The following is a 13249-nucleotide window of genomic DNA, read 5'->3' as shown; positions in this document are numbered from 1 at the left end:
CCTACTCCGCCGCGCCCTTGAAGGCGCCGGCTCCGGTCTCGAACTGCAGCTTGGCGAGCCGCGCATAGGTGCCGCCCTTGGTGACCAGGCTCTGATGCGTGCCTTCCTCGACGATGCGCCCGCCATCCATGACCAGGATGCGGTCGGCCTTGAGCACCGTCGCCAGCCTGTGCGCGATGACGATGGTGGTGCGGCCGCGCATCAGGCGCTCCAGCGCCCTTTGCACCAGCGTCTCGCTCTCGGCGTCAAGCGCCGAGGTCGCCTCGTCGAGCAGGAGGATCGGCGCGTCGCGCAGGATGGCCCGGGCGATCGCGATGCGCTGGCGCTGGCCGCCGGACAGCGTCACACCGCGCTCGCCCACCTGGCTGTCATAGCCCTTGTCGAGCCTGGCGATGAATTCATCGGCAAGGGCCGCCTTGGCCGCGGCCTCGATCTCGGCGTCGCTGGCGCCCTGCCTGCCGAAGCCGATATTTTCGGCAGCACTTGCCGCAAAGATGGTGACGTCCTGCGGCACGATGGCGATGCGTTGGCGGAGGCCGGCCGGATCAGCCTCGCGTACATCGACGCCGTCGACGACGACGCGGCCGCTCTCGGGATCGTAGAAGCGCAGGATCAGCGAGAAGACGGTGCTCTTGCCCGCGCCTGAGGGCCCGACGATCGCCACTGTCTCGCCGGGCTTCACCTGGAAGCTCAGGCCATGCACCGCGGCGCGGTCCGGCCGAGCCGGATAGGAGAAGGAGACGTCGTCGAAGCTGATCGCGCCCTTGGCCGTGGCCGGCAGCGGAACGGGATCGGCAGGCCGCTGGATCGTCGGCGTCTCGGCCAGGATTTCGGTCAGCCGCTCGGCGGCGCCCGCCGCCTGCGACAGCTCGCTCCACACCTCCGACAAGGCACCCAGCGCGCCGGCGGCAAACACCGAATAGAGCAGGAACTGGCCGAGTGTGCCCGGCGACAGCGTGCCGGCAAGCACGTCGCGCGAGCCGAACCACAACACCGCGACCACCGAGGAGAAAATCATGAAGATGGCGAAGAAGGTCAGGAACGAGCGCGCGAACACCGATGCCCGCGCCGCCTCGAAGGCGGCGTCGACGGCGTCCGCAAAACGGCCGGTGACCAGCTTCTCGTTGGTGAAGGCCTGCAGCGTGCGCACCGCGCCGATCTGCTCGCTGGCATAGGCGGTGGCTTCGGCGAGCGTATCCTGCGCTTGCCGGGACTTGCGCCGCACCGAGCGGCCGAAGGCGACCAGCGGCAGCACGATCACCGGGATCGCCACCAGCACGAGGCCGGAGAGCTTCGGGCTGGTGACGACCATCATCGCCACCGCGCCGAGGCCGAGGATGAGGTTGCGCAACGCGACCGAGGCGGTGGCGCCGACAGCCGACTTCACCTGGGTGGTGTCGGCGGCAAGCCGCGACACGATCTCGCCCGAATGCGCGCGATCGAAGAAGGCGGGCGACAGTGTCGTAACATGGGAGAAAACGTCGCGGCGGATGTCGGCGACGACCCGCTCGCCGAGCGTGATGACGAAATAGTAGCGGCTGGCCGAGGCGGCCGCGAGCAGCGCGGCCATCAGTACCAGTGCGGCGAAATACTCCGCGATGAAGGTGGAACCGGAAGCTTGGAAGCCGTGGTCGATCATGCGCCGCACGGCCATCGGCAGGGCAAGCGTCGTCACCGCCGCCACGATCAGCGAGATGATGGCGCCTATTACCAGCTTTCGGTAGCGGGTAACGTACGGAAAGAGACTGCGGAGCGGCCGGACCGAGCGTCTGCGCTCGCTTGCGCTGCCACCGATTTCCGCCATGAGCATTTCCTCTGGCCGCTTGGCGGGACCGTGCTTCAATATGCGCCCGCCGCGGCCTTGTGATTCAATTCCGGCTGATGTATAGGCTCGCCGACCGTTTTAGAAGCCGTGGCTTTTCATTAGCTGCGGCTTCGAGTTTTAAAAAGGGGCGCATCGACGCAGGCCTTAGGCCCGTTGCCAGCGCCGGCAGCCAGGAAACACGACAATGAAGGCCGATATCCATCCCGACTACCACACCATCAAGGTCGTCATGACCGATGGCACCGAATACCAGACCCGTTCGACCTGGGGCAAGGAAGGCGACACGATGAACCTCGACATCGACCCGACCACCCACCCGGCCTGGACCGGCGGCCAGCAGACGCTGCTCGACCGCGGCGGCCGCCTGTCGAAGTTCAAGAAGCGCTTCGAAGGTTTCGGCCTCTAAGCCGGATACATCGGCAGATTTTGAAAAACCCGCCTTCGAGGCGGGTTTTTTGTTCTCCCTTCTCGCCGTTCAACGGGGAGAAGGTGCCCGAAGGTCGGATGAGGGGCAGCGCCAGCGGTTGAAAGTTCAAGGTTCCTCGCCCCACGAAGTGGGGAGAGGTGGCTCGGCGAAGCCGAGACGGAGAGGGGAGTGCCCTACGAGGGCCCCCGCTCCGTCCGGTCGCGGACACCTCTCCCCGTCCTTGGCGGGGGCGAGGAACCCAGGCCCTGCGACGCTGCGGAATTCGTTCCTACCCGCCCACCAGTTCCCTCAGCGCCATGCGCTTGTAGGCCCCGACCAGCCTGTCCCCCTCGTCCCGCTCGACCGAGATCGCCAGCCGCACGGCCGCTTCGCCCATCTGCCAGACCAGAAATGCCGTCGTCTCCAGCTCGACCGGATCGGCATCGGGCCTTAGCTGCTTCAGCATCGCGACCAGGAATTCGGCGTTAGCCCGGCTGTCGGCAAGCTCGAGCTCGCGCAGCGCCTTGTCGGCCTGCGTGCCGGACCAGACGTCGCGTATCACCGGCTCGGCCAGAAACAGCTGATAATAAATATCTACCAGCTCAGAAAACGCGCTCTTGAAACCCTCGACTCCGCTCACATCCTTCAGCGCCGCGGAGATGCAGGCCTGGCTTTCGGCCGTGTAGCGCGAGCTATCGGGGGCAGTTCGTCAGGCAGGATCTTCTTCGCGATCCTTGCGGTCGGCGTGGCCGAGATCCCGATCCGGATCGATGACGTCGCGGACCAGTTGCTTCAGCTTTGCCGCATCCGGAAAGCCGCCGTCACGCTTACGGTCCCAGATGAGCTGATCGTTGCAGGAAATGGTGAAGATGCCGCCGGTGCCCGGCACCAGCGTCACCTCGCCGAGATCGGTGCCGAAGGTCGAGAGCAGTTCCTGCGCCATCCAGCCGGCTCTGAGCAACCATTGGCATTGCGTGCAATAGGTGATGCGGATGACGGGCAGCGGCTTCTCACTCATATCGGCTCGCGTGACCGGTCAGGCCGCGCTGAGCTTGGCCATCGTCTCGTCGTCGACCTCGAAATTGGCGTAGACGCTCTGCACGTCGTCATCGTCCTCGAGCGTAGCGACCAGTTTCATGAGTGACTGCGCCCGCTCTTCGTCGACCGGGACATTGTTCTGCGGCTGCCAGATCGGCTTGACCGATTCCGCCTCGCCGAGCGCCGCTTCCAGCGACTTCGACACGTCGCCGAGATTTTCGAAGGCGCAGTAGATCGTATGGCCTTCCTCATCCGACTCGACGTCGTCGGCGCCGGCCTCGATCGCGGCTTCCATCACCTTGTCGGCGCTGCCGGCCGAGGCCGGGTAATAGATCTCGCCGACACGGTTCCACATGAACGACACCGAGCCGGTTTCGCCGAGCGCTCCGCCGGCCTTGGTGAAGGCGGCGCGCACATTGGAGGCTGAGCGGTTGCGGTTGTCGGTCAGCACTTCGACGATCAGCGCCACGCCGCCCGGACCGTAGCCTTCGTAGCGCACCGCCTCGTAGTTTTCGGCGTCACCCGCGGACGCCTTGTTGATGGCGCGCTGGATGTTGTCCTTCGGCATCGACACCGCCTTGGCGTTCTGCACGGCAAGGCGCAGCCTGGGGTTCATCGCCGGGTCCGGCGTGCCGGTCTTGGCGGCGACGGTGATTTCGCGCGCCAGCTTGGAAAACATTTTCGACCGCACCGCGTCCTGACGGCCCTTGCGGTGCATGATGTTCTTAAACTGCGAATGGCCAGCCATGGCACCCCTGTCGTGTTCGGCTAGAGCATCTCGAAGCGAGGTGTCGTCACCGTGTCTTCGGCAAAATGCTCGAATTCAATCTTTTAGAACGCTACGAGCATGCCTGCGAAGGCACGCGGCGCTCTTTGTCGGAATGGCCGGCTTATAGATAAATCGGCTCAATTCGTCCAGACGCGCCGTTACTTTGGCGTTGAGCCGGCCCCTCACCCCTCCAGATCGGACTTCAGCCGATCGAGGATGCTGATGGCGTGGCCGGCATACTGGCTGATCCAGCGGTCGTGGATCTGCTTGATCGGCAGCGCGTTGAGATGGTTCCAGCGTTCGCGCCCCTCACGCTTCGCCACCACCAGGTCGGCCTCCTCCAGCACCTTCAAATGCATCATCACCGTGCAGCGGTCCATGTCCGGGAATGCCTCGCAAAGCGCGCCGGTGGTCTGCGGCTGATCCTTCAGGCGATCCAGCAATTCACGCCGGCGCGGATGCGCCAAGGCCTTGAAAACATGATCGTCCGCGGTTTGGCTTGACATGTTATATTTATATAACATATTGTTTCAAGCAGCAAGGAAGGAGCTGTGGATATGTCCCTTGGATTCAGGATTTCCGGGCGCATCGGCAAACCGGTCGCCGAGGTCTTCGACGCCGTCGTCAACCCGACGAAGCTCAGCGGTTATTTCACCACCATCGGCGGCGCCTCGGCTCCGCTTGTCGCGGGCACCACCGTCACCTGGTGGAAGTCCGTGCCGGTGGAGGTCGACGAAGTGACCAAGGACAAGCGCATCGTGCTGCGCTGGGACGCGACCGACGCCGATGGCAAACCCGCCTACAAGACCCGCATCGAGATGAATTTCGAGCCGCTGGACGACGGCGGCACCTTCGTCACCATCGCCGAGCAAGGCTGGCGCGAGGGCGAGGTCGGCCTGAAGAAGTCGTACCTCAACTGCGAGGGCTGGTCGCAGATGCTCGCCTGCATGAAGGCCTATCTCGAATACGGGATCAATCTGCGCGACGGCTACTACCGCAGCGAGCTGCGCGGCGAGCCCGCCAACGAAACCAATATCTGAGTCCGCTGTTCAAATTCCGATATCCGGCAGGAGGAGGCCGCCCGATGACGAAAGCAACGCCGTTCCTGATGTTCGAGGGAAAGGCCGAGGAGGCCATGACCCTCTATTGCGAGACAATTCCCGATAGCCGTGTCCTCGACATCACGCGCTATGGTCCGGGCGAGGACGGGACGGAAGGAATGCTCAAGCTGGCGCGCGCCATGGTCGGCGGCGTAGAGGTCAGGATCTACAACAGTCCCGTGCACCACGCCTTCACCTTTACGCCGTCCTTCTCCTTCTTCGTCGACTGCTCGTCCGAGGAGGAACTCGAGCACATCGTCGGCGTTCTTTCGAAGGGCGGCGGCTTCCTGATGCCGACCGGCAATTATGGCTTCAGCCGTCGCTTCGCCTGGCTGAATGACCGCTTCGGCGTCTCTTGGCAGATCAACCTGCCCTGAACAATCCCAGGAGCAAAAACCGTGGACCTGGAAGAAGCTCCGATCGCCGAAGCCGCCATGCTGATCCGCCGGCCGGTCGCCGAGGTCTTCGAGGCGATCGTCGATCCGGCGATCACCACGAAATTCTGGTTCACGCATTCCAGCGGCCGGCTGGACGGCGGCAAGCCGGTCAAGTGGGAGTGGCGCATGTACGGGGTCTCGACCAGGATAGAGGTCAGCGAGATCGTCTCCAACGAGAAGATCGTCATGCAATGGAGCGATCCGCCGACCACCGTCGTCTGGACCTTCACCGAGATGCCAGACGAGGCGACCTTCCTCGAAGTCCGCAATTTCGGCTTCGTCGGTTCCGGCGACGAACAAGTAAAGCAGGCGGTCGGCTCGACCGGCGGCTTCTCGCTGGTGATGGCCGGCGCCAAGGCTTGGCTGGAACAGGGCCTGACGCTCGGCCTGATCGGCGACCGTCACCCGAAGGGCATTTCGGCCTAGAAGCAATTCCAGGAAAAGTCTGAGCGGTTTTCCGCCCGGAATTGCGTAAAAACAAAGAGATAGGGCGTTTCACCGTTTCCGTGAAACGGTGAAACGAACTAGTGCCCGCCGCCAGACCCCTGCTTCTTACGATTCCTTGCCAGCATGTTGAGGCCCTCGACCAGCGCCGAAAAGCCCATGGCGGCGTAGATGTAGCCCTTGGGCACATGGTAGCCCATGCCGTCGGCGATCAGCGTCATGCCGATCATCAGCAGGAAGCCGAGCGCCAGCATGACGATAGAGGGGTTCCTGGCGATGAAGTTGGCGAGCGGCGTCGCCGCCAGCATCATCACGCTCACCGCCACGATCACCGCGATATACATGATGGCGATCTCGTCGGTCATGCCGACGGCTGTGATGATGGAATCGATCGAGAAGACGAGGTCGAGCAGCAGGATCTGGAAGATCGCTCCGGCAAGGCTCATCTGCAGCGTGCCGCCGACCATGGTGTCCTGATGGTCCTGCGGATCGACCGTGTGGTGGATTTCCTTGGTCGCCTTCCAGACCAGGAACAGGCCGCCGGCGATCAGGATCAGGTCGCGCCAGGAAAAGCCGTGGCCGAAGGCGGTGAACACCGGCGTCGTCAGCTGCACGATGATAGAGATGGTGGCGAGCAGGATGAGGCGCATGACCAGCGCCGCCGAGATGCCCAGCCGTCGGGCACGAGCGCGTTGCGCTTCCGGCAGCTTGTTGGTCAGGATCGAGATGAAGATCAGATTGTCGATGCCGAGCACGACCTCGAGCACAACCAGGGTCAAAAGCGCGACCCACGCGGTCGGATCGGAAACAAAATGAAAGTGCGGCGCCAGAAATTCGACAAGCTGCATGAAGGTCGTCCCCTCTACGATCTAGAGCAGTTTTCGCGGTTTCGTCGCCAGTTAGGTATTGATCTCGCTTATATCAATGTCATGACCAGAAGGACGGCGCCGTTTCTTCCAGCCGCGGCCCGCGACGAAACGGCGCGATCCTCTCCGCAAGCCCGGTGCGGTCTGAAATATCGACGCCGATGCCGCAGAGCGTCGCGGGCCCTGACGACGCCTCGAACCGGCCTTTCGGCACCTTGGAAAGGAACCGGTTGAGCGGCTCTTCCTTGTCCATGCCCAGCGAGGAATCGTAATCGCCGCACATGCCGGCGTCCGAAATATAGGCCGTGCCGCCATTGAGGATCTGATGGTCGGCCGTCGGCTGATGCGTGTGCGTGCCGACCACGAGGCTGGCGCGACCGTCGACGAAATGCGCGAAGCACATTTTCTCCGAGGTCGCCTCGGCGTGGAAGTCGATCACCGCCGCATCCGCCTGCTCGCCGAGCGGGCATGCGGCGAGCTCGCGCTCGCCGGCCTGGAACGGGTCGTCGAGCTCCGGATGCATGAAGACGCGGCCCATGATGTTGGCGACCAGCACGCGCGCGCCATTGCGGGCGATATAGACACCCGAGCCGCGCCCCGGCGTGCCCTTGGGAAAATTGGAGGGCCGCAGGAAGCGCTCCTCGCGCGGCGCGAAGATCAGCGCGTCGCGCTGGTCCCAGACGTGATTGCCGGTGGTGACGACATCCGCACCGGCCGCGAGCGTCTCGCGAAAGATCTCCTCGGTGATGCCGAAGCCGCCGGCGGCGTTCTCGCCATTGACGATGACGAAATCGAGCTTGAAATCGGAAATCAGCCCCGGCAGCTGTTCCCAGACTGCCGTGCGCCCTGTTTTGCCAACCATGTCGCCGAGGAAGAGAAGTCTCATACGATCCCGAGCCGAAGTCTGCCAAGCTGCATGACTTCCGCGAAGACCATCAGCCTCGCCGACTATCTATAATTGGGGCGCGAAGCGGCGCAACCCGCTCTCGGTCAGTATTTCCGGAATGATGACGTCATGGTTCTCTTCCGGCACCCGCTCGACTTCCTGGCAGTCGAACGCGATGCCGATCAACCTGGGCGCAATGCCCTTGTCGGCCAGCCTGGCGATGGCACGGTCGTAATAGCCGGCGCCGTAGCCGATACGGTGGCCGCGGGCGTCGAAGGCGGCGAGCGGCACCAGCATCAGCGTCGGGTCGAGCACTTCCGCCTTTTCATGCGGCCCGACCGTGCCGAACCCCATCTCGACCATCGGCGCGCCGCGCACCAGCTCGCGAAAGACGATCGTGGCCTTGTCGAGGATCGCCGGCAGGCAGAGCCTGGCGCCCTTTTCGCGCAGCGCGAACATCAGCGGACGCACATCGACCTCCGAGCGCATCGGCCAGAAGCCGGAGACGACCCGGCCGGGTTCGAAGTCGATTTTTTCCTTCGCGGTCTCGGCCATTTCGAGCGCGATCTCCACGCGCCAGAATTCGTCGAGCGCATCGCGTCGCGCCAGCGCTTCCTTGCGAAGCTGTTTCTTCAGGTCTTTCGGTGAGGTCATGTGCGGACGCTAGAAAAGGCCGGATCGGGGTGGCGTTGCAGGAGCGACGTTTTCTAGCGCACGTCTCCCAAAATCGTGAGAGCGGCGATCCACACAACCGGTGGAGAGGTCGATCCCGGGTGCCTACAAAGTAGGTGGGCGCCGTGTGAGAAAACCCACGGGTCTTCCCAGGGACAGCTCCCTAAGGATCGATAAGGCCCCGGGGATAAGTTTCTCCTGCCGGGAAGCGCAGACCGCCGGGAGCAAATATAGGCCGATGGTTAGCCGTGCGCCAGAGAGACGAGCGACCATTTGCGCTTAATTCGGCTTGCAGGCTATCCCGACCAGAGGCTCTTCGGCAACCGCCCTTGCGCGGTCCGTCCGGCCTCCTTACGGTCCGGCCGCACGGACAGGAGAAAAAATGCGTTTCGAAGGCACAGCGGCTTATGTCGCCGACAAGGATCTGATGGTCGCAGTCAACGCCGCGATCGCGCTGGAGAGGCCCTTGCTGGTCAAGGGCGAGCCCGGCACCGGCAAGACCGAGCTGGCACGCCAGGTGGCTTCGGCGCTTGGGCTCGAGTTCATCGAATGGAACGTCAAGTCGACCACCAAGGCGCAGCAGGGCCTCTACGAATATGACGCCGTCTCGCGGCTGCGCGACAGCCAGCTCGGCGACGAGCGCTTCAACGACATCGCCAATTACATCAAGCGCGGCAAGCTGTGGGACGCCCTCGCGGCGCAAAAGAAAGTGGTGCTGTTGATCGACGAGATCGACAAGGCCGACATCGAGTTCCCCAACGACCTCCTGCAGGAGCTCGACCGGATGGAGTTCTTCGTCTACGAGACCGGCGAGACGATCCGCGCCGAATTCCGCCCGATCGTCATCATCACGTCGAACAACGAGAAGGAACTGCCGGACGCCTTCCTGCGCCGCTGCTTCTTCCACTATATCCGCTTCCCCGACATCGACACGCTGCACCGCATCGTCGAGGTGCATTATCCCGGCATCAAGCAGAATTTGGTGCGGGCGGCGCTCACCCAATTCTACGAGATCCGCGAGGTGCCGGGCCTGAAGAAGAAGCCGTCGACCTCCGAGGCGCTCGACTGGATCCGCCTGCTGGTCGCCGACGACATCGCGCCAGAGGACTTGCGCGCCGACCCGAAGAACATGCTGCCGAAACTGCATGGTGCGCTGCTGAAGAACGAGCAGGACGTGCACCTGTTCGAGCGCCTGGCCTTTATGACGAGGCGCCAGCAATAGCGCTTTCCCCGTCTGTGGACCGTTGCCGGCAAGCGGCCGCTGCCGCAGCTTCGGGCCAAAATGCTGGAGAAAAAAAATGTCCGAGATCACCATCCGCCCGCTCGCGCAGTCCGATCACGCCGACTGGCGCCGGCTGTGGACGGCCTATCTGACCTTCTACGAAACCAAGCTGCCGGATGAGGTCTATGACCTCACCTGGAAGCGGCTGTTCACGGGGGGCGAATTCGAGCCGAAGGGTTTCATCGCCACGCTCGACGGCAAGGCGGTTGGGCTGACCCACTATCTCTACCACCGCTCCTGCTGGTCTGAGAAAAACAACTGCTATCTGCAGGACCTGTTCGCCGATCCGGAGGTGCGCGGCAAGGGCGTCGGAGCGGGGCTGATCAAGGCCGTGCAGGACGAGGCCGGCAAGATCGGCGTCAAGAACGTCTACTGGATGACGCACGAGACCAATGCCACCGCGCGCCGGCTCTATGACCATGTGGCGCGGCGGACGGGCTTCATCGAGTACGATCTGCTGTAGGGCACCTATGTTCATCCCCTTCTTCCTCGAACTGAAGGCCGCGCGGGTTCCCGTTTCGCTCAGGGAATATCTGTCGCTGCTGGAAGGGCTGGGAGCCGGGCTGGTCGACTATGACGTTGAGGCTTTCTACTACCTCGCGCGCTCGGCCCTGGTGAAGGATGAGTGCCATATCGACCGTTTCGACCAGGTCTTCGCGCACGTCTTCAAGGGCGTCGAGACCCTCGGCGGCCCCGATGCCGTCGATGTCGCCAATATCCCGGAGGAATGGCTGCGCCGGCTGGCCGAGAAGCACCTGACCGAGGAAGAGAAAAAGCTGGTCGAGGCTTTGGGCGGCTTCGACAAGCTGATGGAGACCTTGAAGCAGCGCCTCCAAGAGCAAGAAGGCCGCCACCGGGGCGGCTCGAAATGGATTGGCACCGGCGGCACCTCGCCCTTCGGCGCCTATGGCTACAACCCCGAAGGGGTTCGCATCGGCCAGCACGAGAGCCGGCATCGCCGGGCGGTGAAAGTCTGGGACAAGCGCGAATTCAAAAATTTCGACGATACTGTCGAGCTCGGCACCCGCAACATCAAGGTCGCGCTGAAGCGCCTGCGCCGTTGGGTGCGCGAGGGCGCCGAGGAAGAATTCGACCTGCCAGGCACCATCCATGCCACCGCCGAGCACGGCTATCTCGACGTCAAGACCAGGCCCGAGCGGCGCAATGCGGTGAAGCTCTTGATGTTCTTCGATGTCGGCGGCTCGATGGACGACCACATCCGCGGTGTCGAGGAGCTGTTCTCGGCCGCGCGCGCCGAGTTCCGTCAGCTTGAATATTTCTACTTCCACAACTGCCTCTACGAGCGTGTCTGGAAGGACAATCGCCGTCGCCTGGCCGAGACGATCCCGACCTTCGACCTCATCCACAAATACGGGCCGGACTATAAGGTGATCGTCGTCGGCGACGCCTCGATGAGCCCCTACGAGATCGCGCATCCGGGCGGTTCGGTCGAGCACTGGAATCCGGAGGCCGGCAGTGTGTGGCTGATGCGCCTGTTGCAGCAATGGCCGAACGCGATTTGGCTCAATCCCGAAGCCGAGAAGAACTGGCGTTACACCCACTCGATCGCCATGGTCAGCGAGATCTTCGGCGGCCGCATGTTCCCGCTGACATTGGCCGGACTGGAAGCGGCGACGAGGCAGTTGTCACGCAGGCACTAATCTGCTGGGATACAACGTTGAAATTCAGGTCAGGCCGCGTCGAAAATGTTGGCATCCGAGAACCGGAGCGGAGCGTACTTAAAGTACGTGAGCACCGGAAGCGCAGGATGACGGCATTTGCAGACCGGCCTCACCTGAATATGGCTGTAACAAATGCCTATATTTCAGCGAATACCCGTTGCAAGCAACAACGAGCCGCCAAGGCCGAGGAGATTTCATGGACACCCACGCCTATCCCGTCACCCGCACCGATGCCGAATGGCGCGCCCGGCTGACGCCGGAGCAATATGCCGTCATGCGCAACCACGGCACCGAGCGCCCCGGCAGCTGCGCCCTGCTCTATGAGAAGCGCGCCGGCACTTTCTATTGCGTCGGCTGCGACCAGCCGCTGTTCGAATCCAAGCTGAAATTCGAGAGCGGCACCGGCTGGCCGAGCTTCAACGATCCGGTCCCGGGCTCGATCGAGACCACTGTCGACCGCAGCTACGGCATGGTCCGCACCGAATGCCACTGCTCGCGCTGCGGCAGCCATCTCGGCCACGTCTTCGAGGACGGCCCGCCGCCGACCGGCCTGCGCTATTGCATCAACGGCGTGGCGCTGCGCTTCGAGCCGGCGGCTTGATACCTTGGAAACGCTTCGCAAAGGGCGGCCCCGGCCGCCCTTTTTCGCGTGGAGCAATTCCAGGAAAGTGTGACGCGGTTTTCCGTTAGGAATTGCTCAGTAGGGAAGATTCTCAAACAACGACCGTTGCGATCAGCCAGAGCGCCGAACCCAGCATCATCAGCTGCGCCTTCAGGCCGCCGGCCTTCTCCGCCGTTCGCCAGACGGCGATCGTCAGGAAGAGGTTGTAGGGAACGGGGAGGAAATGCACCGCCAGCACCAGCCAGAGCGGCAGCTTCAACCCAAGCAGGATCAGCGCCAGCGCCGAAGAGGCGATACTCAAGATCGTCCCGACGAGCAGCGTGTCGCGCCAGAACAGCCGATCGAGCGGCGCTTTACCTCTCCAGCGCGTACGGAAAAAGTCCGTCATCCCGGGGACCTAGTTCTGCCCCAGGACATCGGTCACCGCTTGTTCGAAGCGCGAGCACTCCGTCACCAGCCAGTCGGTCATGGCCGGCCAATTGTCCTCGGCGTAGCAGTTCACGTGCCATAGGGAATTGATGCCGAGGTCCTGCGCGCTCTGGTCGGGCCTGAGCTTCAGCCTGGCCTCGATCGCCGGCTGGAACGGTTTCAGCCGCGACCACGACTCCGTGGCGCCGAACTTCTCGTTACGCCCGAAGAAGACGCCGACATGGTTCTGCGCCGGCGCGACATACATCGAAAGGACCAAAGCGAAATCCGGCAGACCACGCTGCCAGAACCACGGCCCGCGTCGCGCCATCCTTGGCCTTTCCTCCGGGTGCCGTTCGGCGAACAGCGCCCAGAAGCCGCGATGGCGGAACTCCGAGGCGCGACGGCCACCGAAGTCGAATTCGTTCATGGCCGCTCCCCGGCCACGAGCCCTTACACCATGCCGAGAGCAGCTTTATACAGGTCGAGGATGGACTCCTCTTCCTGCCGCTCCGCCTGGTCCTTCTTGCGCAGCCGCACGATGGTGCGGATCGCCTTGGTGTCGAAGCCGGTGCCCTTGGCCTCGGCATAGACGTCCTTGATGTCGTCGGAGATCGTCTTCTTCTCTTCCTCGAGCCGCTCGATGCGCTCGATGATGGTGCGCAGCTGGCCGGCGGCTACAGTCTGGCTGGTCTCGGTGATTTCGTCGGCCATTTTTCTCTCCGCGTCTTCTTGAAGCCGTGGCGATTCCCGGCACGGCGAATTGGAGCGGGTTCCCTGCCCGAGCGGGCGCGGCGGGTCAAGACACTATC

General features: G+C 63.3%; 18 protein-coding genes, 1 other RNA gene and 1 pseudogene. 8 read left to right on the top strand and 12 right to left on the bottom strand.

What is annotated here, in order from left to right:
* Position 1: 1 nt before the first annotated feature.
* Positions 2-1804, bottom strand: coding sequence for an ABC transporter transmembrane domain-containing protein (locus FJW06_RS14210; RefSeq protein ID WP_140752662.1), 1803 nt, complete (start codon positions 1802-1804; stop codon positions 2-4).
* 205 nt (positions 1805-2009) lie between these two features.
* Here FJW06_RS14210 and rpmE point away from each other — a divergent pair, with 205 nt between their 5' ends.
* A complete protein-coding gene (gene rpmE / locus FJW06_RS14205; RefSeq protein ID WP_027166741.1) occupies positions 2010-2231 on the top strand; it encodes a 50S ribosomal protein L31 in 222 nt (73 codons plus the stop codon).
* Between the two features lie 289 nt (positions 2232-2520).
* Here rpmE and FJW06_RS14200 read toward each other — a convergent pair.
* The 4 genes and pseudogenes from FJW06_RS14200 to FJW06_RS14185 form a co-directional block, all read right to left on the bottom strand.
* Positions 2521-2919: pseudogene (locus tag FJW06_RS14200) on the bottom strand (TetR/AcrR family transcriptional regulator); the annotation flags it as partial.
* 21 nt (positions 2920-2940) lie between these two features.
* On the bottom strand, positions 2941-3249 hold the full coding sequence (locus FJW06_RS14195) for a SelT/SelW/SelH family protein (protein ID WP_140752660.1): 309 nt from the start codon (positions 3247-3249) through the stop codon (positions 2941-2943).
* A gap of 18 nt (positions 3250-3267) precedes the next feature.
* Positions 3268-4017, bottom strand: a complete 750-nt coding sequence (locus FJW06_RS14190) for a YebC/PmpR family DNA-binding transcriptional regulator (protein ID WP_140752658.1) — start codon at positions 4015-4017, stop codon at positions 3268-3270.
* A gap of 203 nt (positions 4018-4220) precedes the next feature.
* Positions 4221-4544: a helix-turn-helix domain-containing protein gene (locus tag FJW06_RS14185; protein WP_040991659.1), complete on the bottom strand. Its 324-nt coding sequence runs from the start codon at positions 4542-4544 to the stop codon at positions 4221-4223.
* A 51-nt stretch (positions 4545-4595) separates the two neighbouring features.
* On the opposite strand from FJW06_RS14185, the gene FJW06_RS14180 reads away from it, so the two are divergent.
* From FJW06_RS14180 to FJW06_RS14170, 3 genes are read left to right on the top strand one after another with little or no spacing between them, the layout of a single operon-like run.
* Positions 4596-5078, top strand: a complete 483-nt coding sequence (locus tag FJW06_RS14180; protein ID WP_140752656.1) for an SRPBCC domain-containing protein — start codon at positions 4596-4598, stop codon at positions 5076-5078.
* A gap of 44 nt (positions 5079-5122) precedes the next feature.
* Positions 5123-5515, top strand: coding sequence for a VOC family protein (locus FJW06_RS14175; protein ID WP_140752654.1), 393 nt, complete (start codon positions 5123-5125; stop codon positions 5513-5515).
* Positions 5516-5536: 21 nt separating this feature from the next.
* Complete coding sequence (locus tag FJW06_RS14170) at positions 5537-6001, top strand: SRPBCC family protein (RefSeq protein ID WP_140752652.1); 465 nt, start codon at positions 5537-5539, stop codon at positions 5999-6001.
* A 98-nt stretch (positions 6002-6099) separates the two neighbouring features.
* Here FJW06_RS14170 and FJW06_RS14165 read toward each other — a convergent pair whose 3' ends face one another.
* The 4 genes from FJW06_RS14165 to ssrS form a co-directional block, all read right to left on the bottom strand.
* On the bottom strand, positions 6100-6867 hold the full coding sequence (locus FJW06_RS14165) for a TerC family protein (protein WP_140752650.1): 768 nt from the start codon (positions 6865-6867) through the stop codon (positions 6100-6102).
* Positions 6868-6946: 79 nt separating this feature from the next.
* Positions 6947-7771, bottom strand: a complete 825-nt coding sequence (locus FJW06_RS14160) for a YmdB family metallophosphoesterase (RefSeq protein ID WP_140752648.1) — start codon at positions 7769-7771, stop codon at positions 6947-6949.
* 66 nt (positions 7772-7837) lie between these two features.
* Complete coding sequence (locus tag FJW06_RS14155; protein WP_140752646.1) at positions 7838-8425, bottom strand: 5-formyltetrahydrofolate cyclo-ligase; 588 nt, start codon at positions 8423-8425, stop codon at positions 7838-7840.
* 82 nt (positions 8426-8507) lie between these two features.
* A non-coding RNA gene (ssrS, locus tag FJW06_RS14150) (6S RNA) lies at positions 8508-8663 on the bottom strand.
* 162 nt (positions 8664-8825) lie between these two features.
* Between ssrS and FJW06_RS14145 the strand changes: the two genes are divergently transcribed.
* The 4 genes from FJW06_RS14145 (at position 8826) to msrB (ending at position 12008) form a co-directional block, all read left to right on the top strand.
* Positions 8826-9665, top strand: coding sequence for a MoxR family ATPase (locus FJW06_RS14145; RefSeq protein ID WP_140752644.1), 840 nt, complete (start codon positions 8826-8828; stop codon positions 9663-9665).
* Between the two features lie 76 nt (positions 9666-9741).
* Positions 9742-10188, top strand: a complete 447-nt coding sequence (locus tag FJW06_RS14140) for a GNAT family N-acetyltransferase (RefSeq protein ID WP_140752642.1) — start codon at positions 9742-9744, stop codon at positions 10186-10188.
* A 7-nt stretch (positions 10189-10195) separates the two neighbouring features.
* Entirely contained in the window at positions 10196-11386 is a 1191-nt protein-coding gene (locus FJW06_RS14135; RefSeq protein WP_140752640.1) for a VWA domain-containing protein, read from the top strand.
* A gap of 217 nt (positions 11387-11603) precedes the next feature.
* The gene (gene msrB / locus FJW06_RS14130; protein WP_041004627.1) at positions 11604-12008 is read left to right on the top strand and encodes a peptide-methionine (R)-S-oxide reductase MsrB; all 405 of its coding nucleotides are present in this window, start codon (positions 11604-11606) and stop codon (positions 12006-12008) included.
* 112 nt (positions 12009-12120) lie between these two features.
* Here the strand turns inward: msrB and FJW06_RS14125 are convergent, their stop codons facing one another.
* Genes FJW06_RS14125 through FJW06_RS14115 form a run of 3 tightly spaced genes read right to left on the bottom strand, consistent with a single transcriptional unit; the run spans position 12121 to position 13151 of the window.
* Positions 12121-12417: a hypothetical protein gene (locus FJW06_RS14125; protein ID WP_140752638.1), complete on the bottom strand. Its 297-nt coding sequence runs from the start codon at positions 12415-12417 to the stop codon at positions 12121-12123.
* A 9-nt stretch (positions 12418-12426) separates the two neighbouring features.
* Complete coding sequence (locus tag FJW06_RS14120) at positions 12427-12867, bottom strand: hypothetical protein (protein WP_140752636.1); 441 nt, start codon at positions 12865-12867, stop codon at positions 12427-12429.
* 23 nt (positions 12868-12890) lie between these two features.
* Positions 12891-13151 (bottom strand): DUF2312 domain-containing protein, encoded by a 261-nt coding sequence (locus tag FJW06_RS14115; RefSeq protein ID WP_040991643.1) that lies wholly within the window; start codon positions 13149-13151, stop codon positions 12891-12893.
* Positions 13152-13249: the final 98 nt, after the last annotated feature.

Origin of the sequence: Mesorhizobium sp. B4-1-3 (assembly GCF_006439355.1) — a bacterium.
Classification (GTDB): Bacteria; Pseudomonadota; Alphaproteobacteria; order Rhizobiales; family Rhizobiaceae; genus Mesorhizobium.
Note: the sequence above shows the minus strand (reverse complement) of the source record. Positions and strands in the feature narration are given on the sequence as shown.